The 26202-nt window shown below is 45.5% G+C and carries 25 protein-coding genes; 10 read left to right on the top strand and 15 right to left on the bottom strand.

Features of this window, described 5'->3' with window-relative positions; genetic code table 11:
- The first annotated feature begins 184 nt into the window (after positions 1-184).
- From arsH to ACJJIM_RS06530, 4 genes are all read left to right on the top strand, one after another.
- The gene (gene arsH / locus ACJJIM_RS06545) at positions 185-907 is read left to right on the top strand and encodes an arsenical resistance protein ArsH (RefSeq protein WP_444912735.1); all 723 of its coding nucleotides are present in this window, start codon (positions 185-187) and stop codon (positions 905-907) included.
- Positions 908-1005: 98 nt separating this feature from the next.
- A complete protein-coding gene (locus ACJJIM_RS06540) occupies positions 1006-1956 on the top strand; it encodes an alpha/beta hydrolase (RefSeq protein ID WP_444912734.1) in 951 nt (316 codons plus the stop codon).
- A gap of 21 nt (positions 1957-1977) precedes the next feature.
- The gene (locus ACJJIM_RS06535) at positions 1978-2739 is read left to right on the top strand and encodes an amidohydrolase family protein (RefSeq protein ID WP_444912733.1); all 762 of its coding nucleotides are present in this window, start codon (positions 1978-1980) and stop codon (positions 2737-2739) included.
- Between the two features lie 194 nt (positions 2740-2933).
- A complete protein-coding gene (locus ACJJIM_RS06530) occupies positions 2934-3590 on the top strand; it encodes a hypothetical protein (RefSeq protein ID WP_444912732.1) in 657 nt (218 codons plus the stop codon).
- A 1-nt stretch (position 3591) separates the two neighbouring features.
- Here ACJJIM_RS06530 and ACJJIM_RS06525 read toward each other — a convergent pair whose 3' ends face one another.
- From ACJJIM_RS06525 to ACJJIM_RS06515, 3 genes are all read right to left on the bottom strand, one after another.
- On the bottom strand, positions 3592-4989 hold the full coding sequence (locus ACJJIM_RS06525) for an MFS transporter (protein WP_444912731.1): 1398 nt from the start codon (positions 4987-4989) through the stop codon (positions 3592-3594).
- A gap of 111 nt (positions 4990-5100) precedes the next feature.
- Positions 5101-6180 (bottom strand): LacI family DNA-binding transcriptional regulator, encoded by a 1080-nt coding sequence (locus ACJJIM_RS06520; RefSeq protein WP_444896809.1) that lies wholly within the window; start codon positions 6178-6180, stop codon positions 5101-5103.
- Between the two features lie 71 nt (positions 6181-6251).
- Positions 6252-7511, bottom strand: coding sequence for an MFS transporter (locus ACJJIM_RS06515; RefSeq protein WP_444912730.1), 1260 nt, complete (start codon positions 7509-7511; stop codon positions 6252-6254).
- 101 nt (positions 7512-7612) lie between these two features.
- Here ACJJIM_RS06515 and ACJJIM_RS06510 point away from each other — a divergent pair, with 101 nt between their 5' ends.
- The 3 genes from ACJJIM_RS06510 to pgmB all read left to right on the top strand — a co-directional run bounded on the left by ACJJIM_RS06510 (position 7613) and on the right by pgmB (position 10989).
- A complete protein-coding gene (locus ACJJIM_RS06510; RefSeq protein WP_444912729.1) occupies positions 7613-7807 on the top strand; it encodes a hypothetical protein in 195 nt (64 codons plus the stop codon).
- 66 nt (positions 7808-7873) lie between these two features.
- Entirely contained in the window at positions 7874-10291 is a 2418-nt protein-coding gene (locus ACJJIM_RS06505; RefSeq protein ID WP_444912728.1) for a glycoside hydrolase family 65 protein, read from the top strand.
- Positions 10291-10989 carry a beta-phosphoglucomutase gene (gene pgmB / locus ACJJIM_RS06500; RefSeq protein ID WP_444912727.1) on the top strand — a complete coding sequence of 233 codons (699 nt, stop codon included), beginning with the start codon at positions 10291-10293 and terminating at the stop codon, positions 10987-10989. The genes ACJJIM_RS06505 and pgmB overlap by 1 nt, the downstream gene beginning before the upstream one ends.
- 179 nt (positions 10990-11168) lie before the next feature.
- Here the strand turns inward: pgmB and ACJJIM_RS06495 are convergent, their stop codons facing one another.
- The 6 genes from ACJJIM_RS06495 to ACJJIM_RS06470 form a co-directional block, all read right to left on the bottom strand.
- Entirely contained in the window at positions 11169-12035 is an 867-nt protein-coding gene (locus tag ACJJIM_RS06495) for a NosD domain-containing protein (protein WP_444912726.1), read from the bottom strand.
- 124 nt (positions 12036-12159) lie between these two features.
- Positions 12160-12387: a hypothetical protein gene (locus ACJJIM_RS06490; protein WP_282933298.1), complete on the bottom strand. Its 228-nt coding sequence runs from the start codon at positions 12385-12387 to the stop codon at positions 12160-12162.
- A gap of 219 nt (positions 12388-12606) precedes the next feature.
- The gene (locus tag ACJJIM_RS06485) at positions 12607-13065 is read right to left on the bottom strand and encodes a cupin domain-containing protein (protein WP_444912725.1); all 459 of its coding nucleotides are present in this window, start codon (positions 13063-13065) and stop codon (positions 12607-12609) included.
- Between the two features lie 171 nt (positions 13066-13236).
- Positions 13237-14043 (bottom strand): right-handed parallel beta-helix repeat-containing protein, encoded by an 807-nt coding sequence (locus tag ACJJIM_RS06480; protein ID WP_444912724.1) that lies wholly within the window; start codon positions 14041-14043, stop codon positions 13237-13239.
- Positions 14044-14357: 314 nt separating this feature from the next.
- Complete coding sequence (locus tag ACJJIM_RS06475; protein ID WP_444912723.1) at positions 14358-15131, bottom strand: class I SAM-dependent methyltransferase; 774 nt, start codon at positions 15129-15131, stop codon at positions 14358-14360.
- 271 nt (positions 15132-15402) lie between these two features.
- Entirely contained in the window at positions 15403-15792 is a 390-nt protein-coding gene (locus tag ACJJIM_RS06470; RefSeq protein WP_444912722.1) for a winged helix-turn-helix transcriptional regulator, read from the bottom strand.
- 143 nt (positions 15793-15935) lie between these two features.
- On the opposite strand from ACJJIM_RS06470, the gene ACJJIM_RS06465 reads away from it, so the two are divergent.
- A complete protein-coding gene (locus ACJJIM_RS06465; protein ID WP_444912721.1) occupies positions 15936-16859 on the top strand; it encodes an alpha/beta fold hydrolase in 924 nt (307 codons plus the stop codon).
- A 130-nt stretch (positions 16860-16989) separates the two neighbouring features.
- Here the strand turns inward: ACJJIM_RS06465 and ACJJIM_RS06460 are convergent, their stop codons facing one another.
- The 6 genes from ACJJIM_RS06460 to ACJJIM_RS06435 form a co-directional block, all read right to left on the bottom strand.
- Positions 16990-17913 (bottom strand): DMT family transporter, encoded by a 924-nt coding sequence (locus tag ACJJIM_RS06460; protein ID WP_444912720.1) that lies wholly within the window; start codon positions 17911-17913, stop codon positions 16990-16992.
- Positions 17914-18034: 121 nt separating this feature from the next.
- On the bottom strand, positions 18035-19183 hold the full coding sequence (locus ACJJIM_RS06455) for an alpha/beta hydrolase-fold protein (RefSeq protein WP_444912719.1): 1149 nt from the start codon (positions 19181-19183) through the stop codon (positions 18035-18037).
- Between the two features lie 58 nt (positions 19184-19241).
- Entirely contained in the window at positions 19242-19643 is a 402-nt protein-coding gene (locus ACJJIM_RS06450) for a GFA family protein (RefSeq protein ID WP_444912718.1), read from the bottom strand.
- Between the two features lie 248 nt (positions 19644-19891).
- Positions 19892-20815, bottom strand: a complete 924-nt coding sequence (locus ACJJIM_RS06445) for a haloalkane dehalogenase (protein ID WP_444912717.1) — start codon at positions 20813-20815, stop codon at positions 19892-19894.
- Between the two features lie 490 nt (positions 20816-21305).
- Entirely contained in the window at positions 21306-21917 is a 612-nt protein-coding gene (locus tag ACJJIM_RS06440; protein WP_444912716.1) for a CHAP domain-containing protein, read from the bottom strand.
- 468 nt (positions 21918-22385) lie between these two features.
- The gene (locus tag ACJJIM_RS06435; RefSeq protein WP_444912715.1) at positions 22386-24668 is read right to left on the bottom strand and encodes a TonB-dependent receptor; all 2283 of its coding nucleotides are present in this window, start codon (positions 24666-24668) and stop codon (positions 22386-22388) included.
- A gap of 386 nt (positions 24669-25054) precedes the next feature.
- On the opposite strand from ACJJIM_RS06435, the gene ACJJIM_RS06430 reads away from it, so the two are divergent.
- Positions 25055-25411 carry a hypothetical protein gene (locus ACJJIM_RS06430; protein ID WP_444912714.1) on the top strand — a complete coding sequence of 119 codons (357 nt, stop codon included), beginning with the start codon at positions 25055-25057 and terminating at the stop codon, positions 25409-25411.
- Positions 25412-25784: 373 nt separating this feature from the next.
- Positions 25785-26147, top strand: a complete 363-nt coding sequence (locus ACJJIM_RS06425; protein WP_444912713.1) for a hypothetical protein — start codon at positions 25785-25787, stop codon at positions 26145-26147.
- Positions 26148-26202: the final 55 nt, after the last annotated feature.

Genomic DNA, 26202 nt, shown 5'->3' with positions numbered 1-26202 from the left:
GAGAAACTAAAGGAAGCCTAAGTCTCGATGCTGGCTCAGTATTTTGACTCCCTGTGAACCCGTTATTCGACTAGCCGGTTCCAAGCAGATTCAGAAAGGCCCGACTGAGACTGATGTACCTTTGCTTTGCCTAATATTTCGATTATTATAGAAGTATAGAAATATAGAAATTTGGAGGTAACTCATGATGCTACCGAACCACACCCCCATCAATATTCTTAATCGCCTGGTGGACTCCCCTCCCACTGGTGACCCTACCAGGATTCTGGTGTTGTACGGATCCCTGAGACCCAACTCCTTTTCGCGTCTATTGGCCCACCAGGTTGTTGAAATATTGCAGTATTTTGGTACTGAGGTTCGCTTGTTTGACCCTGTCGACCTCCCTCTTTACGACGGCACCAGCCAGGATCACCCCAAGGTGCAGCAACTGCGCGAGTGGTCTGCCTGGAGCCAGGGGCAAGTGTGGATTAGCCCGGAAATACACGGAAATATCTCGGCTGTTTTCAAGAATCAGATCGACTGGCTACCACTGGACCAATCTGCAAGCCGGGCAACCCAGGGAAAAACCCTGGCGGTCATGCAGATTTCCGGTGGCTCACAATCATTCAATACCGTCAACAATTTGAGGGTTCTCGGCCGCTGGATGCGCATGTTTACGATTCCCAACCAATCCTCTATTGCCAAGGCCTGGCAGGAATTCGATGAACAAGGGCACCTCAAAGATTCCCCATTCCGGGACCGGGTGATTGACGTTCTGGAAGAGCTGGTAAAAACCACCATTTTATTGCGTGGCCAGGGTAACTATCTGACCGAGCGGTACAGCGAGAATAAATCAGAGGTGCAGTCAACTTCGACAACATCTATTCAGACCTTGGTGGCTGAAAGCGGTGTCGCAGAACCCAGCTAAAAGTACTGGCATTTCGCTGCCGAAGGTCCACATTTAGCAAAGGTCCATATCTAGCAATGGACCACTAGATGATAGGAACTCCGATAAGGATCTCGTCAATGAGCTTTTCCCTGGACCCGGACTTTTCAAGCGCCCTTGGCAAGTTTGGCGACTTGCTGGATACCTTGGCAGAAGCGCCTATTGGGGACGTGAATACTCGCCGTAAGAATGGAGCCGTGGTCACCCAAGCACTATTTCAGGGTCGCAGTTTTCCATCAGATGTTTCCTTTCGGGACTTTACCCTAAAGAGTTCAGACCAAGAGGAGATCCAGTTACGCTGGTACCAAAAGGAGAATAGCAAACCAGGCTCCGCCATTCTCTACATTCATGGCGGTGGGCTCATCTGCCACGATATCTCACGGTACGACTTGGTCATCGCCAAATATGTAGCTGCCAGCGGCGTGCCATTTTTATCAGTAAATTACCGAAAGGCTCCGGAGTTCCCCTACCCTATACCGATTGATGATTGCTATCGGGCATTCATTTGGCTGGTACAGCACTCACAGGAACTCTCCATTGACCCCACGCGAATTGGCATCATGGGAGATAGTGCCGGAGGGGGGCTCGCTGCAGCCCTGACAATTGTCGCTCGCGACAAAAAAGGCCCGTCCCTGGCACGGCAGATATTGTTATACCCAATGCTGGACGACAGGACGGTTACTCCCGATCCCGAGTTATTGCCATTTATTATCTGGACCTATGAAGATAATCTCACCGGCTGGACCGCTTACCTGGGTAATCAAGTGGGCAGCCCTGCGGTCAGTCCTCATGCTGCCCCTGCCCGCCTGCAAGATGCCAAGGGTCTACCGCCAGCATTTATCGATGTTGGCGAACTAGATATTTTTCGCGATGAGGATATGCAATACGCCCAATTACTCACCGATGCCGGTGTTAGCACCGAGCTCCACGTTCGACCTGGCGTGATTCACTCTTGGGAGCTATTCGCCCCGGACATTCCCGTTTCACAGCGCGCTCTTGCAGATCGAGTGAGAGTCATCCAGGAAATCTAAGCGAGCACGGTGCACCTGACTATGGAACAGCAAAAACAGAGACTATTTGATAGTCACTTCCACATCATAAATCCCAAGTTCCCCCTATTCCCAAATCACGGCTATTTGCCGCCAAAATTTACCGTGGACGACTATCAACTCAAGTTACAAAACTACCAGCTAGTGGGGGGCGCTGTAGTTTCCGGCTCATTCCAGAAGCTGAATCAAACCTACCTTATTGATGCCCTGGAAAAGCTGGGCAAAAACTATGTTGGGGTCACACAACTATCCGCCGACACTCCCGACAACACCATTTTGTCACTCCACAAACATGGAGTCAGAGCCCTGCGCTTTAATTTGGTACGGGGCGGCTCGGAACAGATCGGTTTTATCGATACCCTTGCCCGGCGAGTTTTTGACTTGGCAGGCTGGCATGTCGAACTATACGTTGAAGCCTCTGCATTAACCCCTCTCTATAATAAATTGATCGCGTTACCAGCCGCCTCCATTGATCACATGGGAATCACCAAGCAGGGTTTTCCCATCTTGCTCAAACTGGCAGAAAAAGGGGTAAAGGTAAAAGCGAGCGGCTTTGGCCGCCTGGATTTCGACCCCGCAGCGGCAATTGTCGACCTCTACCAGGCCAACCCTAATTGCCTAATGTTTGGCTCCGATCTTCCCTCTACCAGGGCACCGCGCCCCTTCAAACCTGAAGATATTTTGTTAATTCGCGACACCCTCGATGAAGCACAAGCAGAAAATGTCCTGGTAAAAAATGCCTATCAATTTTATTTAAAAAAATAATGGAATGATGGGGCAGTATCAGGAACTGAGTTCTTCTTCTGCTGTCATTCACTACGCTGTATTTTCTAAAAGCGCACGATATGCCTAAATTCGTGCACTTCTCTATACCCACTCAATTCATGCTACAGCAGTGTAATCTCGGGTCATCGATCATCTTTATAAATCACTGGCAATTAAAACATGCGAATTGTAGGATGCGCCGAATATTTCAGGCCACAGGGAACCTGGAAGATACAGTGCAGGAGGTTGTAGTGAAAGGACTGGTAACGGTTATTTTTTCCCTATTTGTGCTATCCGGATGTACCGGCATTGGCACAAAACCCCTGGGAGAAAAAGAGATAGCGTTAGGCGTAGATACTGAGCAATCCATTAAAGAGAAGCTCGGTAAGCCTTATGAAAAAGGCATGTTTGTAAAAAACAACCAACAAATTTTAACACTCGCTTATGCTTACCCCACTACTGGCAAAAAGGCGGTTAGCGAAAATATTAGCGGTACCCGTAACCAGGGTTTCTACTTTTATAACGATAAATTGGTTGGGCAGGATTTTGTCAGCTCTCTCGCTGAAGATTCCACCGATTTTGATGAGTCAAAAGTACCACTTATCAGCGAAGGCCAAACCAGTATTCTCGAAGCTCTGGATTTATTGGGCAAACCCTCCGGCGAATATCAGTACCCACTGATCAGCAATAAATCCGAGAAAGCCAAAGTATATATGTATAGCCAAACCAATAAGGCTATTTTCCAACCGGCCTCTTATCAAAAAGTATTGATTCTCAGTTACAATTCTGATGGCATCATCACGAACGTAAATTTTGCAGAATTAGGCAATAGAAATTTAAGCGAGCAATAAATCATTTCTCAGACAGGGGAGCCTTATCTACTGGCTTCCCTGAAACAAACAAAAGGCACACTACCAGCCCCACCATCGCCAGATAGGCATTAACCGTAAAAGCGCGATCAATCCCCGTAGAGATATCGGGAGCCATTGCCACAATTGTGGTATTCATACCCAAGCCTATTGCTCCCCCACCAATCTGGAACATATAGAGAATTGCTCCCGCCAAGCTCGCTCGCTCCGGCGCTACAACCGTAATTGCGGCAGTAGTAATAGCAGAGTAAAACAGGCCAATACCCGCCCCGAGAACCACCAGTCCCGGTACCATTTGCAAAAAAGTTGTTTCTTTATGCAAATGAGAAAGCATAAACATACCAATACACATGGCAATGGTGCCCGCTGAGACAATCGTTTTTGCACCGAGCGTTTCGTAGAGCCCACCGGCAATAAAAGACACCAAACCAAATGAGACCATCATAGGAAGTAGCCCCATTCCCGAATACATCGCCGAGTGATTATGGACCTTACTCAAGTATTGGGGAACGTATACAAGGGCGGCAAAGAACACCACAGACAGCAACAAGGTAGCTATACCTGCGGCAAAGAAACCGTGATTCGTTGCTACATCTACGGGAATTAACGCATCTCTGCCCACATGGCGCTCAACCAGGATAAACGCCCCCATAAACAGTAAGGTGGCTAGTGCCAAGACAATAATCACCGGGCTCTTAAAGCCGATATCCACGACTAAATCCAGCGCCAGCAGAAGGCAAAACAGCGATGTGGTCAGGGTGATTACACCACCGTAATCAATACGCTCAGTGACATTTTCCGGTGTGTCATCCGGGATAACCTTCCAGCAGACCCAAAATGCCAATGCAGCCACCGGCAAGTTGATAAAGAAAATCCAGCGCCAGCTCAATAAGTCTGTAAGAATGCCCCCCAATACCGGACCAATTGCATTCGCAGCGGCACACATGCCCATCACCAAGCCCCCAGCAAAGCCCGAGCGATCCTCCGGTAACATCCCGTAGATCAGCCCCAGGATTGCCGGCCACATAAGGGCACTACCGATCCCCATCAATCCCCGCGCCGCCAACAGCATTGGAATATTGGTAGCTATGCCGCCGAGGAGGGAGAAAAATGCAAAGGCGGCCATGCCGAGGAAAAAGATTTTGCGCCGGCCAAACATATCCGCCAAACGCCCGCCCGAGATCAGCAGCACCCCAAAAGCCAGTGTATAGCCGTTGATAATCCATTGGGTGGTGGTGATATTGGAGTTGAAGTCTTTTTCGATGGCTGGAATTGCTACGGAAAACGCAGTGAGGTCATTTCCGATCAGAAAAATTGCCAAGCTTAGGGCAAACAGTCCCAGTACCTGAATTCTGGTCAGTTTAGTTTTCTCATCTGCCATGTTTCGAGTCCAGCCACAGAGTTCGGTTTTACAAGTGTGGCTCAAACTCGGGAAACGGCAGGGACACTAACTATGGCCCCTGCTGGCAAACAAAATGGTGAGGGCCTGCGACTAACGCTCACCTGAAGTGTCTTGAAAGAACTCCTCTACAGGCTGGTAATCCGGATTGGCACCACAAGAACCCCGCACTACCAGCTCGGTAGGTAGTACATCTGGCATCGCCGATTTTCCAGAGAGAAGTTCCATCATTTTCTCCACCATCAATTCACCACCTCGGTGGATGTTCTGGCGAACGGTTGTCAGAGGAGGGGTAAAAAACGGCGCGATTGGGATATCGTCAAAACCCACTATGCCGACATCTTCCGGCACCTTATAGCCACGGGCCTGTAGCGCTTTTATCGCCCCCATAGCGATACTGTCACTGGCGGCGAAAATGCCATCAAAACTAAGCCCTTCCTGCGCAACCAGGTCGATAATGGATTGATAACCACTTTCACTGGAGAAGCCGGCGGTCAACTGCCTGGTCGTGCCAGACAGATCAGCTTCATTGAGCGCGGCACAGTAACCTTCAAAGCGCCCATTGACCTCCGGGTGAGCTGTGTCGCCGAGAAAGAGAATTCGCCGCCGCCCCAAGCTCATTAAGTGCTCGGTGGCCTGACGCCCGCCCATTTGATTGTCACTACTGACGATGCAATATTCGGCCCCCTGCCTTGAGGTCCCTCCCCAGACAACAAGAGGGTCCCCCTGCTGCTGCAGATCACGAAGTGGGGTATCGTCCACCCCCTGGCCAATCACAATAACGCCATCAGCCCGCCTGGAACTCATCAGATAAGAATGCCAATCCGAGCGGCTGGCAATACTGCTGGAAAACAGTAAATCGTATTTATGCACTGCGAGGCGATCGGCAATTGAACCAATCATATCGATCATAAATGGATCAGAAAATGTCTGGCCACCACTGCGCCCCGTATTAATCACAACCGAAATTGTATGGCTGCGTTGCAGGCGTAAGTTTCGCGCGCTCTCATTGATTTTGTAATTCATGGAGCTCGCGATTTTTTGAATACGCTCGCGAGTCTTTTCGTTAATCAATGGATTATCGTTCAGCGCTCGCGAAACAGTAGATTCAGAAACTCCCGCCAACCGAGCAATATCGGACATGGAAACGGGAGAGGAGGACCCCTTGGGCATGGCGTACTTCACCTTGTTCGCGGGAAAAATGCCATCTTAGGCCCGTCGCCCAAGTTTGTAAAACCACCCTGCTACCCAGCCAGGGGGGCTGAGGCCTCAAGCGTCTCATCCCCCCGCTCTACGGCGCGACGGAAAAAGAACAGGGTAATCAGAATCACTGTGATGGGTACCAAGGATAAGTAGAAAGCCACCTGGCCATCAAAGGCCTCGAAAACCGACCCGGTAATCAGTGAGCCAGTTGTACCGCCCAGCGCAGAAAAAATCACCAGTAAACCTGTCATTGCAGAGTGCTGGTGGGGGGGCAATGAACTGAGCATCACAGAATTGATAGCTGGATACACAGGTGCCATAAACAAGCCAATCAGCGGTAAAACAAAAGCTGCCACTGGGGCACTAAGCCAGTTTACATCGGGATTCGCCACAATATTACTCGCCAGGGGCAGGCTAACGACCACCAGTAATCCCATCGCAACTAAGCACACATTCAGCATCGGGTACCAGTGTACTTTGCGCATCATCACACCGGCACCAAGTCGCCCCAACGCCAGCCCTGCGGCAAAGATACTTGCAGCCTGAACACTCATCGCAGCGGGCAGCTTAAGAATTTCATTATTAAAAGTCGGCAACCAACTTCCTATCCCCTGCTCAATCAATACATAGAAAAATACGGAGATCACGTAGATGTACACCAGGGGTTTGGCCATCAACTTTATCATCGCGATAAAGTCCTGTTTCGGGCTAGCCTCTTCGATTCGCGCCCCGGATTCATCCAACTCTGTGCACCAGAGCAAAACAAATGCAATCACACAGATCACCGCCAACACCCAATAGACATTGAGCCAGGCAGTCGACCCTTGGTTCGATGAATCAATAAATGCGCTAAACAGCCAGTAGCCACTGAGAACCCCCACCATAAACACCCCCTCCAGGGTGTTTAGAAGGCTCGCATGTGCGCTGCGGCCCTGCGCTAACAATCCCACGGTGGAGTATGCGGCAACCTTTACCAATGCGAACGCAACACCCACGGACAAGAACAGTAACTTCGCCGTCCAAAACCCGGGTAACAGGGGCATAGCTGTACAAGCCAGGGTGACGATTGCCAATCCCGTCAGCATCGCCCGCTTAAACCCCAATCGGGGAAGCTGGGAAGCAATCAGGAAAGACACTATACCGATGGGGATATCCTTGAACCCCTCCAGCACACTCGCAGCAGATTTACTCACCCCATAGGTATTGATTACCTGCAGGATCACCGTGCCTACGCTGTTCAACAAAATGGCAAAGACAAAGTAGATAGCGAATAGAGATAGGAGTATGCGCTGATTCTTCATAGTGGATTCTATCTGGCTCTGTGGTTTAGGCAGTCAGCCGTACCAACCTGTTATTGTACATTTTTTACCCAGACCTTGTGGAGAAAGGCGACTTCTCCCCAATGCCTGAAGATACCCAGTATGTATCAGTCAGACAAAAATTTGCAATCGTTTGCATAAAAACCAATGAAAATTTGGGAATGCCTTATGCAGATCAGTCACAAATTAACTGGCAATTGACCCAGAAAAAGAAAATAACCTCTATTTTTCAACAGGTTACAGACTTTTCGGAAATGAAAATCAGGTCTATCTTCTAGTAACAGCCAGGCTTAACTCCAGGTCTGCAATCGATTGCAAAAAGATATCAACTACGGATAGACTGAATGCCAGTTGCCGAAGGCCCAGCAGGCCCGGCCCTAGGACCCAATCTCCAATCCAGTGAAAGTGGTATGAAGCAAAAACAACAAATCAAACACAAGATCCACCCCTGGGACTTGGTGGAGGATACCTTCCAGCCCGAAGATTACAGCCTCAACGCCACCCTATTCTCCCTCGGTAATGGCTATATCGGCTTGCGCGGTACCTTTGAGGAGGGTTTCGATCCAGAACCCTTTACAGATGGTTGTTACCTGAATGGAGTCTACGCCAGCGAACCTATCACCTATGGTGAGTCTGCTTATGGCTACGCGCGCAACAACCAGAGGATGTTGACGGTTCCCGACGGTAAGACCATTTATATCAGCTTGGATGGAGAACGCTTTAATCTCGCCCAAGGCGAGCTGCTCAACTACGAGCGTCGCCTGGACATGGCCGCGGGGATCAGCGAGAGAAAACTCACTTGGCGCTCCCCAAAAGGAAAAACCATTGAACTCAAAGTGCAGCGCCTGGTTTCCCTCAGTGAGAAAAACCTATTAGCTCTGCAACTGGAACTCACTCCCATCGATTTTGACGGAGAGGTACACCTGCAATCCTGCCTTGATGGTGACCTTGCCCAAGCAGAACGCAGTGAGGACCCACGCCTAGCCTCCCCTATTGATCGGGGAGATATCGAATGGCTGGAAAATACAGCTGAAGATGGTTATTTGGCCCTGCCTCTATCCGTTAAGAGCAGTGGCTTCTCTATACGATGCGCAGCCCTGCACCTTTGTGAGAGTGACAGCGATTACACGTCCAATAACCTCCGCAGTGAAGACTGCGTCTCGGTTGACTATCGCTTTGCTGCCCGCCGCAACACCCCTATTCGCCTAACCAAGTACGTCGCTTACTTTGCACAGCAAAATGCTGAGCCGATATCAGCAGACGAATTGCATCATTACCTGGAGCGCTGTGCGGCTAAAAGTTTTGCGAACCATGTCGAAACCCAGCGTATACAAATGGACAATTTCTGGCTTGAATCCGATATTCAGGTCAGTGGAAATGATGCCCTGCAACAGGGAATACGTTTCAACCAGTACCACTTGTTCCAATCCTTAGGTCGGGATGGCAATACCAATATTGCAGCCAAAGGACTTTCCGGTGACGGCTATGACGGCCACTATTTCTGGGATACAGAAATCTATGTACTACCGTTTTTCCTCTACACCCAACCCGAATTAGCGCGCGGCCTACTGGAATACCGCTACTCAATCCTCGATGCCGCACGAAAAAGGGCGAGGGAGATGTCGATTCAAAAGGGAGCACTGTTTCCCTGGCGCACCATCGGCGGTGAGGAGTGCTCAGCCTATTACCCGGCAGGCACTGCGCAATACCATATCAATGCGGATATTGCCTACGCCGTACGACATTACTGCCGGGTTACCGGTGATGTCGATTTTCTGCGCAACAAGGGCGCAGAAGTCGTGATAGAGGGCGCGCGTATGTGGTTGGAGATTGGCCACTTCAACGCACTTCGCGACAACCAGTTCTGTATCAATGAGGTTACCGGACCAGACGAATACACCGCCCTGGTTGACAATAATTTCTACACAAACCTGATGGCCAAGGCCCATCTTGAATATGCTGTTGAAGTATTACAGTGGTTAAAATCATTCGATCCTGCAGCGTGCGATGAGTTAACCCAGCGTATTCAACTCGGCAAACAGGAAATTGATAACTGGGCCAAGGCCGCAGAAAGCATGTATCTGCCCTACGATGAAAAGCAGGGTATACATTCTCAAGACGATAGTTTTCTAAACAAACCCCGCTGGAATATTGCCGAAACGCCAGCCGATCAATTCCCGCTGTTACTTCACTATCATCCCCTGGTGATCTATCGACACCAAGTTTGTAAGCAGGCGGATGTCGTTCTTGGCCTGTTACTGGAAAGTTCAGAATTTTCAATTGAGCAGAAGCGTCGGGATTTCGACTTCTATGAACCGCTCACCACGCACGATTCCACTTTATCCGCTTGTATTCACAGCATTATTGCCAGTGAAGTTGGGTATCCGGATAAAGCGCTGAACTATTTCCAGCAAGTTGCGCGAATGGATCTGGATAACCACCACAACAATACCCAGCACGGCATACACACTGCCTGCATGGGGGGTACCTGGATGTGTATGGTCCAGGGATTTGCAGGAATGCGCCTGCACGGCAATGAACTCAACTTTAATCCATATCTGCCCAATGGAATGGACGGCTATCGTTTCCGGTTGCAATTCCGTGGCCGCACGATCGCAGTCGATGTCGATTCTTACAGCGCCAGGTACACCTTGGTGAAAGGTGAAGCACTCAGTTTTCATCACGGCAAGCAAATTCTATTCCTGGAGACACCAGGGCAAACAGAAACCATTCAAATAGCACCGATGGAGGAGGTATCCTGATGATCTATCGTGCAGCAATCTTTGATCTCGACGGCGTTATTGCAGACACCGCACGTCTCCACCTGATCGCATGGCAACAGCTGGCTGAAGGGCTCAACCTTCCCTGGACAGCGGATACTGAAGAGCGCTTAAAGGGCCTGGAAAGAATGGCTTCCCTTGAGGTGATTCTCGGGGAAAAAAGCAGCAATTACACTGAAGAAGCAAAAATCGCACTGGCTGCTAGAAAAAACAGCCGCTACCAGGAATTAATTCGCAGCCTCTCTCCCGCAGACTTGTTACCGGGCGCCGGTGAACTGCTCGCATGGTTAAATTCTCAGCATATTCCGGTTGGCCTCGCCTCAGCGAGTAAAAACGCGCCGGCGGTACTGGAAGCCCTGGGAATATCCCGTTGCTTTTCTGTTATTGCAGACCCAGAAAAATCTGCACCTAAACCTGCACCAGATATATTCCTAGCCGCCGCCAAAGGCCTCGGAGTTGATCCAGAGTTTTGCATTGCTTTTGAGGATGCGCCCGCAGGAGTCAGTGCAATTAAGTCCGCTGATGGTATGACGGCTGTAGGCATAGGTAATCCAGATTCGTTAAAGGACGCAGACTATACGCTGGACAGTCTGGAACAATTTGTGCCAAATGATTTCTTTCTATCAGCACTAGCAGAATCAGGTATGCGCCAAAGTAAAGGCTTGGCTGTTAACGAATAAACTGAGATAAGCACAAGAGTGAAAGCCTATTTATAGAGCAAGTATTTAGCTCCGATAGAGTCTTTCTACCAAATTGCTATTCCATTATTAATAGCTAAAGGCTGCTACTCCTCTACAACTTACATATTGCTTTGGAGATGTAAAAAGTAGCAGCCATACTGATTAGAGACATTCAACCTCTAATTTTCAAAGCAAGCGCCCTCAACAGCATCAGCCGTATTCCCAACCCAAGAGTTCACACATGGAAAGTTGTTATCGCCAAGGTCCGCATTATTATTGTTAGTCGCTTCATTACTAACAATGGTATTGCCTTCTTGACCGTCATCGCAAACAAAAGTATCTCCCGGTAAATAAACACCAGTTGCAGTATTAGTAATTTCCACTCCATTGCCTTCTACAACATTTTGCGAGATAACATTCCTATCACTACAAACAATCACTCCATACTGATCAAAACCAGATACCATATTCGACAAAATATAAGAGCTGTCCGCACCCACTTGAAGAATTACCCCCCAGGCTCCACTAGCACTGGTAGATGTAGATACTTCATTTGCAATAAGTGTAGAATTACTGCCGTTTATAGCTACTCCAATTTCCGTAGTTTCAGAGATTACCGAGTTAGACAACGTATTATTGTCTGACACAAAAGCCACTGAAACGGCATTGCCCTCAAAGGCTATACCTGTCACCGTATGCGCCCCGCTTCCTATTGCCTCTACACCGAACCCACAACCTTGCACCTTGCCATTTGATAAAGCTCCCCCAGTGACAACAGCTCCAGTGCCATCTAGAAATATCCCATCAACATCAAAATCACAATCAATAGTAAATCCATTTAAATCAAGATAACCGCCAGGTCCGACGACCGTCAGTGCAAGGTCAAACGCTGATGAACAAGACAAATCCTCAGTGAGAACTTCAGCTGTAGTAATGACATCACCACAGGAGACATCAGCCTTTGCGCCGTAGGATGTAATCAATACACATCCTGCAAACAACATACGAATCAAACCTGAAGGCCGTTTGATGTATCTATCTTTCATAAAATCTCCTCAAACGAAATTATAAATGCCCACCTATAAAGTAGACCTAACCCATATTGGTCTAAATTTGAGAATCAACCATGAGAAATTATTCTCAACGAAAAAGTTATCAGCTTAAGGGGCCTTACTTCGCCTGATAAAACGGGGGCGGATATTCTTTAGTTACCAGGGAATCAGCAATACCAACAACTATTAAGGAGCCTCTGAATAACTCCGTAATGCCTCTGCGGGTCTTGAAGGCTGCAGATGTTAGGCGCAGCTCGCCGCGAATGGCCGTAGCCCTTTGCAAGAGCTGCAACGCAGCAGCTGTGGCCTTCAAGGCCCGCCCTTCGGGGCTTGCAGAGCGATTCACGGAGTTATTCAGAGGCTCCTTAAATACATTGCTATCACGGCAATACTTGGCTCAATGAAACAGCACAACTTTTATCATAAGTGCCAGTTATATTTTGAAACCAGCATTTAGACAAGAAGGTTGTTTTCATGCCCTAGACATCAGCAGAAAACAACTCCAAGCTAAAATAACATTGCCACTCGATACTATTAGATAATCTAGTGGCAGATCGATAAAATCCTATTGTTCAATAAATCTTATCAGGGAGGGATCTATCTTGCAGATACAATCTGTTATTGGATCTCCAACATCAATCAATTTAAAGTCACAAAACTCGAACCCAGGCCCCACCGAACAACCCACAAGCACAGGGCCTGAAATTGGCTCTGCAGCCTGCCAAGCGCCAGCAGGAACAACACAGCAAAATGTATTATTCTCTGCAGAAATTTCAATCTTTTGCAAACAGCTATCCTCCTCAGTCCAAATATAGAGAAACAAGCCGTCCCCCTGATATAAGTTCCAAATCTCATCAGATTCGACCCGGTGAAATTTCGACACTTCACCTTTCTGTAGGGAGAAGTAAATATGCGTCAATGCGCTTCGCTTCTGCCCATCCTCTCTTGTTACTATTGAGTTCGACTTAAACACCTGAAGAAACTTCCCGCCTTCAGGATGATCAATTAAGTTATCAGGCTTCATGGACTGATCAGCACCTTGAAATTAGAACTAGAAATATATTTATACTATATTATCTACATAATATGTCAGTGAAATTTAATCCCTATGGAACAATAAGTATAATAGTTGAGCAGATACTAATTTAAACACAGGCTCACCCAATTAAAATTAGGGTGAGCCTTTTAGACATCCTTACCTTAAGCAATCAGGATTGGCATTAATAAAAGTATTTCCAAGCCAAACGTTGGTGTTACTGCATGCATTTGCATTTAGTTCTTCCAAGTCAAAATCCGTATTATTTTCGGATGTATTGTTAAGGATATAATTAAAAAACTGATTATCCGCTTCCATATAGATACCTACCGAACCATTCATCTCAGAGGTATTCTGGCTATAGTTACCGAAGCTGGAATCAGCAATATAAATTCCATATCGATTATTGTCATAAATATAATTCTGGGTTAAATTTGGGGCATCACCATCCAACTGAATCCCATCTAACAAATTACTTTCGATATTATTCGAAATTAAGGTATTTCTTAGCCCCGTAACTAATATACCAGTATTACCATTACCATTAGCACTTGAATTAGTAATTAGATTAAAGTCGCTCGATACCGCCAACCCTACAAAGTCATTATTGTTAGCAGAAATATTGGTTACATTATGAAATCCGTCACCAGCCAATCTAACCCCTGTCTGGCAGAATGATATAGTACCTGCGCCCTCCAAATACCCCACAAGACCGACAACATCTATGCCTATTGCAGAATTATTGTCACAAGTAATGGTATGACCATTCATATCCAGGCCACCAGTTGGGCCAACAATGGTTATCGCGATATTGTCTGTACATACCAAATCATCATCCAAAACTTCTCGGGTGTTAATGGTATCACCACAATCAACCGCCGATGCAAGCCCGGATATTAGCAAGCAAAAAGCACCTGCAAATATAGATAAAGTACACTTCATACCTTGTAACTGCCATATAGCCATCTTACTACCCTCTATAAAATCAGTTAATAATGACCTTCTCCTGAACAGAGTGTGATCCAGCTTGCTAAAAGGGCTATAAGAAATTTCTCTTAAAGAAATGGCAACTAAGTACGGAGTCTAAACATCTGTGAATGGTAAATAGTGGCTATCTACGCCAATTAGACAAAACGCAAGAAACAGTGTTGGATATGAAGCCAGTGGGCCTTTACATGGGAAGTTTAAGGGGGCGGTACTCATTACCCTCCTTTTCCCTCCCTTAAAAAAGGCTCTGCACAAATCTACCGCTAGCCTGATTACTGTTATTGCTCTTTATCTCAAGTAACTTTGACACCTTTAATAGTATAAATTAGCGGAATCTCATGTCCTTTAAAAGGCAGGTAGTATTTCCCCTTCTCACGCTCCTCCATGCCATCAAAACAGTTGTAAGGGCTATACGGGTATTCTTTTAGTTGAGTGATTTGAATACCATATTTTAATAATGCACTCACAACATCGCTAATCGGATGTGACCAGGTGGCTAGGGTAGACTTGTCACCCCGATCATTCTCTGTATAGGTACCCTGCTCTTCAATATCTGGATCGGCTCGATGAAAGTATGTGTAACCAGAGAAAATATCATAAAATGGATGAAATTCTGCGATGTAGAAAGTCCCCCCCGGCTTTAAGCATTGAGCAACAACTGATGCCCATCGTTCAATATCCGGCAACCAACAGAGTGCGCCGTAGGAAGTAAAGACGATATCAAATTCTTTATTGTTTGACTCTCCAAAACTGTAGATATCATTACAGATAAACTCTCCATGTAAACCTGAACGGTCAGAAAGAGCCTGTGCTTCAGTAATGGCTACAGAAGAAATATCAACTCCCGTCACCTTCGCCCCCAATCGAGCCCAAGATAAGGTATCCAAACCAAAGTGGCACTGTAAGTGGAGTAAACTTTTTCCAGACACACTACCTATATCTGAAAGCTCGACTTCATTTAAAGTAGATTTTCCGCTTAGAAATCCATCAATATTATAAAATTCAGACTTAACATGAATACGGGTGCGGCTATCCCAGGAGTGTCGGTTAATTTCAAAAAAATCCATAACTCACCTTCTAATTACTTATATTTATCGATTCTATTTAATTATCAAGGGTAAGAAATTTAAATTTACTTGTAAGTCCTATTCCGTTATGCCTCAAGTTCAAGAAAACTAAGATTGCCAATCATTCTAACTATATATTTTTAGCAATGCTCCAGTCACAAAACGCCCTATTGAACTAAATTGCAAGTACAGATCATGATTTACTATAAAGCAGGCTAAGAATCTTTGAGAAAAGCCCTAAATGGGGGCAATAGAAGGTAGAATCCTTAATCTACGATTGATTATCCTCATCATATCTTAGGCGCGCTCTACGAATCTCGGGATGATGTTCATCTGCCCAAGAGACTAACTTCCACACAGCTGCAGATAACCCCCTTCCCAGGTCAGTTAATTCATACTCCACTTTAACTGGAACCTGCGCAAAGACAGTACGGAGTACAAAACCATCGCGCTCTAAGTCGCGCAGGGTTTGCGTCAACATTCGCTGTGAAATCCCTTCAATGCGCGACTTCAGGGAGTTGAATCGATCTGGACCATCAACAAGGGCAAACAATATCAGGATGGACCACTTGTCACCAATTTGAGCTACCACATTGCGAACGGGACATTCATCATCATTCACAAACACGCGTCTCTCACTATTTTTATTCTGCTTCCCCACCCTTCCACTCCATAGGTTATCAAAAAGTAACTTAACCACTTAATAGTGCCTTATTGGCAACCAACTCTCAAGTGAGTAACCTAGTATAAATAAGTAACTTAACCCGAAATCACCTATAGACCCATATAGATATATACCCTGTTATGACCCAAGCTCTCTTAAACAAGGCCCTCACCCAATACGCCTCCAATAGACCCTCAACCGCTGACGATATATTTACACCGCAGTTTGTCTCTGTAGGGAAATTTAACATTCGCTTTCTACGCAAGGAAAAACCTCAGGCTCCCAGCCTACTACTGCTGAATGGTCTACCCCAAAGTATTCGCATGTGGGAGTCATCCATTGAAGCATTTAGTGAAAAGTTTGATGTGCTAGCCTTTGATATCCCAGGATTTGGCTTATCAAAAGCAGAGGAAGGAGATATGTCTCCAAGCAGCCTGAGCGCAGCCCTTGTTCAAATAATGAACCATTTTGGCATCAAGCAGGCCCACCTGGTAGGGCCGGATGTGGGTGTGCCTATTGCTTTAGCGGCCGTTATTAACCACCCTCAACGATTCTTGAGTCTCAATATCTTTGACGGCCCAGGCACCTTCCCTCCAAAACTCTCTCCTATTCTTATGGCCGTTGTCAGATCCCGAATGGTTCGCTGGATAGCAAAAGGCTTAAACAAGAAGTCAGTAATGAAAACCAACTTCCTGACTGCCGTCAAAGACGGCTATCACAACTACAAACCCAGCAAACGAGCTATCCAAGAGTACTATGACATAGCCTTTGATAATGACAGTCACAAGTGCGCCATCAGTTTCTTTGGAAGCTATTCGAAAGAGCTTCCATGGATTGAGAGAAAACTAAATGGTATTAAAGTTCCGACATTGATCACTTGGGGCAAGAGAGATCCATTTGTTTTAGTGGATAATGCGACTGCCTTATCCAAGCATATCCCCAATAGCAAGCTAGTTATATTTGACAACGCATCTCACTTCTCATCGGATGATGCTGGACAAGAGTATGTTGACTTGATAATCAATTGGGTAGATGGCGGCTTCCTTGAGCATCGTGACGCATGAGTTTTTAAATATTCTAAGAACAAATACCTAATCACTAACTGAATTCAAGGTGGCGTTAAACAATTTCGCCACCGATATATTAATGGGGCTCAACTACCATCATTAGAGCGCCCTTTATCAAATTGGTTTTTTAACTCATTAACTTTGACTCTGATTCAGCATCATCCTTCCCCTTTTTGGCCTTAATCTGTGAAACACCAATCAATGCGCGGCCTAGGTCTGAAGCATAAAATCCCGCAGCCAATATTACGAAGGCGCCAAATAATGTAATTCCATCAGGCAGATCTCCGAAGATTACAAAGCCAATAACAATAGCCCAAAATAGTAAAGCGTAACTAAAGGGCTGCAAAATAGAAGCTGGAGTAAGTGCCAGTGCCTTAATCAGTAAATAGTGGCCCATTGCACCTAAGAGCCCATTTAAAATCAACAATTGCCACCCTGATACTGTCGGCTCTACCCAATAAAATGGTGCTAAGCATCCAAAAATAATAAGACCCATGGTCGCGGTATAGAAAACGGTTGTATCGGCACTATCAAAGTGTGAAACACGGCGTGAAAGCACTTGATATGCGGCCCATAGGATAGCTCCCAAGATGGGGACCAAGGTTTGCCAACCCATCATTCCCATTCCAGGCCTAATGATAATAAGGGCACCTATAAATCCGGCCGCAACACTTACCCAGCTCCTTGTATCTATCCTCTCCCCTAAAAACCATCCAGCCATTAATATTGCGAATAATGGGGCTGTCGCAGCTATAGCATGCACATCAGCCAAAGACATCATACTAAAAGCAAAAACAAATACTGACACCTCAAGTGCGAGAACAATAGAGCGGGCTAATTGAGTGCCAAATATTTTACTTCGCACTAACTCCAAGCTCCCTTTGAGTCCCGCCAAGCTTATAACGATGAAGAAAAATATCGCGAAACGAATCGCCATTATTTGAACGATAGAATAGTTCTGAACGAGAAGCTTACCTGTTGCATCCATACCAGCCAAACAGAGCATTGCCAAAATAGTCAGAATAATTCCACGACCGTCTTTAAACTTCACTTTAAACTCTCTAATAACAACTATAGTTTCTATTGAAGTGTGGCATTTCCAATCTACATACCAAGTTTATCGCCCCAAAACCCTACTGTAATCTTAGGCTGGTACTACCCTATCCTCTCTCTTATATATCTCCCAAAGAACCTTCTACCTGCGTGGCTCTAAGCTGAGTATTTTGAGTATTTATTTCGCTGAGAAAGATTGAGTTGGTCTCTTCTGCTAACTTAACGGCTCGATCTGAAGCACTCATTGCACCCTTTAGTTTTCCGCCCAACTTATAGGCAGTTGCCAAACTATCCCATAAAATCTCAGAATCGGGAAATTCCTTAGCTCCCTGCTCTAGGATCTCAATCCCCCAATCAGTCTTACCTTCATAGGCCGCTTTAAGCCCATAGACATTATATTGATGTACAGAAAGTGGGAATAAATAGCCATACTCATCAACTTTAGAACTATAAAACTCTTTTAATTCATTTAAAGACATAACATCAATTTCAGGCACAGCATTCCAACCAGAGAAAACTGCTTGCAATCCCTTTGCATTGCCTACTAACGGTGTACTGTCGTGTGTTTCATTGCGGAATCGTGCATAAGAGACGTGCAATCCTGATCTTGGCATATCATTTAATGCTTGAAGCATACCGTTAAAAGCCGCCGGCATTTCATTTGGCTCATTTGCCATACTCAGAAACCATCTAAAAGGCTTATTCTCCTTACTTGCATGGCTACCCTTATAATCATCTATAAGAGATGAATCATCCCACCATAAACTGGGACTAATTGAAATTGCTGCATCAAACATAGATTCATTATTAATTGCCAAGTAACTAGTATATAGCCCAGAAAGTGAGTGACCTGAGATAATAGAATATGGAGAAATTCGATATTTCTCACTCAAGATTCCTGAGAATTCGTCTTCCAAGAATTTTGTCAGTTTGTCAGCTTTGCCTGAGCGCCCCGCGTAGGCTTCGAGCTCAGTGGGAGTAAAATATGCGAGCCGATTCTGAGTGCTGATACCGACCACTATCATTTCAGGTATAACAGCATAGGTACTATAAAAATGTACACTAGACGCCATATGATTAAATTGCGTTGAGCCATCCAATATCACTAGTAGAGGATAAGAAAAACTCTCAGAATGGTGATAGGTATCCGGTAAAGATACGCGAGCTGTAACCTCCTCCCCCAGGATCTCTGAATCTATACGAAAATGTGCAACCTCCCCTAAGACATTAGCCGAAAAGAACAAAAATAAAACAAATATACTTCTCATTCAAATACCCTTTTATTACAACCCAACTTACCAGCCCACAGTTTCTAACTCTGTCTTATCACTCGGAGTAATCATGTGTGAATACCGGTAGATTATCGCTAATACTGCACCAAGAGGGCATCTCACTAACCCACATGTGACCAGATATACTAACTTCAGGATTATCATCAAGTAATCCCAGACGAATCCGACAGAGATTAGACTGGGATTCCACCTCAACAAAAATCGGGGCAAAGCAAGTGGGACAATAGTGCCGAGTTTTTCCTGGTTTAGAAATATATTGTAAAAGCTTCTGGGGAGAACTAATAATCTTAAACTGACTCTTATTCACCAATGCTACCACTGAATAATCAGCTCCACTTAGTTTTCTACATGTTTCACAATAACACTTGCGAACATCCAGTGATTTCTCATTAACTACAAATTGGACACTTTTACAGTGGCAGCTACCATTGATCATATTAAACCTCCAACTCAAAATAATGGCTTAAGGTATCTATTCGAGCTGTGCAGATTACCATTAACCTTATAAAAGGTAATAGTTATCGATAAAAGCCCCATTTTGAGCACACTGAAGTTTGATGACAAGACTAAGATAAACAGAGTCCCAGTGGTAAATTAGCCATGAAAGATGAGAGCAACCCAAACCTCTTAGGCTGCACAGGAATAAAGCGCCAGGATCTAACTTATCCCGGCACTAGTACGCTCTTAATTTTCAGTTACTGTAGAGGAAAGCTTGAAGTGGCTGAGAGCCTTTTCAGCAATTTCTTTACCATATTCCTGCACAAAGTGGCCCGCCTCCGCTATTTTGAGAGGCTCGGGGCAGTTTTTGATGGTTCCCCTCAGCAACTCCATCACTTTCTCACCAAGTACAAAGTCCCTCATTCCAATCGCCATAAAGCTCTCACCACCCCAGCTCCTAGACCAGAATTCTCGAGCCCTTACCCCTAGCTCTGCTCCCTCCATATCAGGATCAACCGGTACAATTGACGGGAATCGACGAACGCCAGCCTTATAGCGGTTGTCTGGAAAAGGCGCATCATAGGCTACTATATCGAATAAATTGACCTCAGATTGAGCATCATTGGCAATGAGCCCTCCCACAGGGATTTCAGGCACATTGACAGAGAAGTTCCGCCAGTGGTAGAACCCCTCTGAAGCACCATCCCCTGCTGCGATAGCCGTATTCATTACCAGTAATCGGGTAAATCTATCCGGCATATCCATTGGAAGTGTCAATCCCAGAAGTCCACCCCAATCCTGACAAACCAGCGTAATATTCTTAAGATCCAAATGCTCAATCAAACGCATCAGGCTGTTACGATGGAAGTTAAAAGTGTACACATCTTCATTGACGGGCTTATCTGAGCGACCAAATCCAAACAAATCTGGAGCAATTACCCGGTGTCCTGCCTCAACAAAAACTGGGATCATTTTTCGATATAAGTAACCCCAACTGGGCTCCCCATGGAGACAAAGAAAGGTGGTATCCGAACCCTTCTCCCCCTCATCGATATATGCCATACGCATAGAATCATAGCCTTCCAGGCTATCAATATAGTTAGGAGTATACGGAAAACCCGGTAGTAAAGAAAAACGCTCCTCAGGAGTTCTCAATCGTTCAATAGACATCGGCAACCCTCTTTTAGTTGAAAGTTAAGTTAGCGCCTTGCTTCTGAAAAGCTAGATCAGTGGGAATCCAAAGATCATCCATTGTGGCGCTTCTATCGGTGCTTCAAATCTGAAAAGGTAACTGTAGAAAAATACCTATTATCCTACTAGATAATAAGGATAAATATGCTCCTAAAACATGGCATGGTCTCTAATTTTTACATTTAGAAACCTTATTAGGCGCCAGATCACTTAAATTACCTCATAATGCCAATCTGGCAAGTCTGAAACTATTGAGCTAAGTACAGCCGATTAATCAAACTTCTTACCATTAAAAACATGTTAGATGTATTGAAATACCCATCTGGATGTAAGCTGTCTACCAGCAATATATCTCAATTATCAGTGAACAGGAATTGAGCCTAGGAGAAATTAGGCTACAAAAATCACTGGGATGCATATATCACTGTAAGAACAATATCTCTCATGACTATGAATCATGGACAACACCTCAATACACTTTACCAAAGCCCGCCAAGATCCAGCCCCTTTTCACTGGAGAATCCATTTCTACTTCCCTGGCGAACAGGGTTTTGGGTGCTGACTCCATGATTTTATACCCCCTATTATCAACATAAGTAACTAAAGCAACATGGGCAATATATCCTTTTTCAGTCTTTCTATAAAAAACCAAATCCCCCAACTGCGGCTTATAAGATGCTGGTTTCAAAGATTGAATTGACTGGAAATAGGAATATAGATTTCTTGCTCGGCGATGGAAAAATGGATTCTCTGGATTATTACCATTTCGAGCATCATAAAAATTTGGATTTTCTACAAAACTATCTCTCAATAAGACCTGAAATGAATATCCAGCCATTCCGTAAGCGATATTAGGTACATCACTACAGACAATAAATCCAAGTTTCCCTCCTATATTATTATACATCCCCATCAGTGGATCATAAGGCGTAAACCAAAGAGAATATGCATTATCGACAACCAGATTAACATTTGGAAGGCCATGATGATTGGTAAAACTTCTTTCCCCCTTATAGGTAGAAAAATAGACGAGCAGTGGTATTGCCAAAACAACAACAAGAAAGCCAATAAATTTTTTCATATTACCAAAAATGTACCAACCCAAAATCACTAATACATATGAAACATTACTAAACTAATAATAGGTGGGGGAAAAGAGTACAGCTAACAAACCCTTACGCCACCTTAATGCCACTTTTAAGTCCGAACGTCAACATACAGCTAGCAATAGGAATTGGGGTAACTTCTCATAACTTAATAGAACTATCTCCCACTGCCAATTTAAATTTGTATACGAACGTTAAGGTTTCACACCTGCAATGACCTTAGGGATCTCCACCTCGACTCTAATTTCGCTTCATGAAAGCAGTTTAACCACATACTTTATTGGGGAGCCTCCGGAAGGATTTGGGTTAGACCACAAAGATCGAAGCTTCATTATTTGTATGGATTTGAAAATGGATTGTAGTTAAATTTTTCAGGCAATAAAAAAGCCGCACACTGGAGAAGTGTGCGGCAAAGCTTGGAAGCCTATGGGAGAGGCATGAGGTTAAAAATCGTACGCGAAGCTAAGCTTGATATTGCGCGGCAAGATGTAGCGGACATTGGACGCTAGCGGATCGCGGGGATCACCTTCGGTGATACCATCTTCATCAGTTAAGTTGTCCACAGCCAACTGGACAGTAATATCATTGATATAGGCCACTGCACCCAGATCAACTTTTGTATAGGCTGGCAAAGTTACTTCATTGCTGCTTCCATTAAAGCGATCACCTACCCGACTGATATCGGTATACACAGCCATATCAATGTTATTCAGTGTGAAATCATAATTCTGGCTCAGGCGCACCTGGTATTCAGGCTGACGCATAACCTGGTTGCCTTCATATTCACCACTCGTGATTTCTGGCTTTTGCAGGGTAGTATTTAACCCAAAGGTGAAATCTCCCCAGTGAACTTTACCGTCCAATTCGAGACCAAGCGCCTCAGTCTCTAAACGAGTACAGGTACTGCTGCCAATGATACAGTCAGGCATGCCCTGGGTTTCGTTGTAGAACAGAGTCGCAAAGAGGGAATAATCTTGCTCCTGCAATTTATAACCCAGTTCGTATTGGTCAATGTCGATCACAAGGTCAGACCCAGCAAGGAAGCTGTCACCGAACTCGCGATAAATGTCAAAGTCTGCGAATTTAAAGCCGGAATTTATACGGAAGAAGGTGCCCATATTTTCGGCAAAGGCCCAGTCCACTGCGGCAGTGTAAGCAGTACCATCTTCATCTGCTTTATAGGTGGTGAATTTGCCGTCTCGCTCACCATGGTCCACGGAGTAATTGGTTTTTCGGTTTGCGGAACGCACGCCCAGATCGAAGGTAAAGTCCCCTAAGTAGAACTCTCCGGCGAGATAAAGCGCGTTTTCTCGGGCATCACCCACAGCATCCACATCATATTTCCCATCACAAGTAGAAATATCTACAGATGTGTTACAGGCAAGATCACCAGTAAGCTCAGAGCCATCTGCAGTTCCTGTGATCAGCTCCCCATCTTGACCCAGTACGTAGTATTTCTGGTTACCCAGGGACCACCATTCATCAACTTCCCAGCTTGAGGTGTAATAACCGGCAGTTACCTTAAAGCTATCCCACTCTTTTGCCAGGCTAATGTCATTTGTCGTAGCCTCGATATCTTTGCGTACTACCCACGCGCCAAACTGCTGTACCACGGTGTCACTACTGAGTTCGTTTCCAGAAGCGGTAACTACAGGTTGATCCGTTAGGGCGTTCAGCGATACAGGCGAGCCATTAGGAACGAAACCCAAAGTGTCAGCATTACCCGCAGTAACTCCAAAGCGCTCGGTGAGACTCCAGCCATCCCCTAAGTCAAGCTCCAGGTAAGCACCGGCTACATTGCCATTCCAGCCGCGCCCTTCGCCCATATCGAAAGTTTCCCAGGTAGTTTCTGAGCCGCCATTACCGTCAGCCTGAGTAATAGGTACAGAAACCTTGCGATTACTGGGGCCTACCTGGGTGTAATCTGTTTCCAGAAATGCAGCATTGGGCAAATACCAGGTACCAGTATCTTTTGTATCCCGGATGTAAAAACCCGCTTTGCCGTTATCCATCTCTTTGGTGATATGCAGGGTAAATTGATGCCCTTCTTCCGCATCAAAACCCGCATCACGAATGCCAGGGGAGGAAGATACGTAGCCTCCAACCATGTAGTACACATCATCCGAAACCTTACCGGTCATCACGGCATCAGTCCGCTGCAGATCATAGTCAGATAAAGTGTACTTAAATCGCCCCTCAGTCTCTTCAGTACCTTCTTTTAAAATAAAGTTGGTAGTCAGACCTGGCTGGCCATTGGAGAAAACCGGATTGGGTCCACCGCGCAGAGCTTCCACTCGCTGAATAGTTTCATCGACACGAAATAGAGAAGAGTTTTCTAAAAATGAGAGTGTTGGCGCTGGATACAGAGGCAATCCATTCATGGATACCGTGACAAAGGGTGCATCACTACCGCCGGGGAAACCGCGAACATCGATATTTGCCCCAGAAACACCGCCAGAGCTCTCAACCCACAGGCCTGGAACGGACTTCAACAGATCTGCAGTACTTGAAGGAGAGGCTTTGCTAATCTCATCATCACTTAAAGTTGTGATAGAAAAGCTGGCATCCAGCTTACGCATGCCTGCACCGCCAGGGGTGCCTGTTGTGATGACTTCCTCCATCACCATATCGTTTTCAGGGCTAATTTCTTGGGCTGCGGCATAGCCGCAAAGACCAACGGAGAGCGCGGCCATGGATACGGCCTGCGCCAATGGTTTCTTGCTCATCAACTCTTCCCTCTCGTCGTCATTCTTATCTGTTCTGATACTTCGGTGCTATTTTTATAAAGCTTCATGCAATCGATTGCATAAAGAGTTGCTAAACGCTACTTGATGCACCGTGCTTTAACTATAATGTGCAAATGCAATCGATTGCAAATTGAATTGATGGATAGATTTGAGTGACTAGTCATCCGTAAGGCCATCGCAGATCAAGATTTGAGGGGTAGGGGCGGATTTTCTGCCATTGATAGAAGATCATATTTGGAAACTACACCCGGATGTTCTTAGATTTAGTATGTAGGGCTGTCCAAATGTGGCGCCAAATTATTGATTCTAGAAGCATTCGGCGACGAGTGGTTCCATGTAAGTGCCAAGCGGCCGGGAGAGTTATCGTGGAAAAAGGCAAGTGCCAACAGGCGGAGCATCATTCACATACACATAATAGCCACTGTGGCCACACAGCCATTCGCCACAGGGACCACATCTGTTACCTCCATGACGGCCACCTACACCATCCCCACAAAGACCACTACGACGAGCACGTCTTGGAAGTAAGCATCCAAAACCCGGAGGGTTGCCACCCTGTTACAGGGGGCTACGACAGCTCCCATGTCCACGGCAAAAACTGTGGCCATGAGCAGGTTCCCCACGGAGATCATGTTGACTACCTGGTTAACGGGCGACTTCACCATGTTCATGGTGATCACTGTGATGACCATGGACCGGTCGAATTGGCTAAACATCAGTAAGCCTGCTAGCCAAAACTTGGCGAGGCCAAGATTTATAGCAATCCAAAGTTACCTGGGCGCCGATCACATAAGCTGAGATTTTATTTCTACTAACGGCGCCCTTTCATGTTCAGATCGCGTTTTAGCTGCTCTCTATGCCTATGCCTATGCCGTTAATCCAACTGCTTCGAATTTGAGACTCAGATCAACTCATTAACACTAAAGACTTTTGCATTAAAAACTCCTGAAATAAAAATCTCTTGGCAACCTAAATGAAAGCCCCACCGAAGAGAAAGAAAAGTACATTGGCCAACCTGTTTTCTAGCGCTGAAGACGAAAAGGAGTTGCCAAGCAATTCCTTGTTGACGAGATCTTTCAAAAAGGGGCCATCCTTTTGTTCAACGCAAGGGGAATTATTAAAGAAGATCTCTTTGGTGATCTGGAAGTAAAAGACCTGGAAGTGAAAGCCGGTAAATGCCTTATTTTCTCACCCCTAAATATGCACACATCCTATGCAAACACATCAAAAGATAAATCTCGATTTTCGTTTGCCAGGAGGTATACAGCTAATTACATAAAAGTTGTTCCTTATGGCAAAGACAACATTTCAACCATGGTGGGCTTGCTGAAATTCACATTACCCAAAGTAGGTAATTTTCAGGTGTTTGGCAAAGATTCTTACGACTACAATGAAATTCTGGATGATAATGAGTCTACTTCAGAATCGGTGTTACCCCTTCTACTATGGGGCAATTAGCAGTAAAAGCATTATTTCGGTAAGTTTGGTAATATAGTTTAAAGAAATATAAGTA

It is taken from the genome of Microbulbifer maximicatervae (SeqCode) (assembly GCF_052467615.1).
Note: the sequence above shows the minus strand (reverse complement) of the source record. Positions and strands in the feature narration are given on the sequence as shown.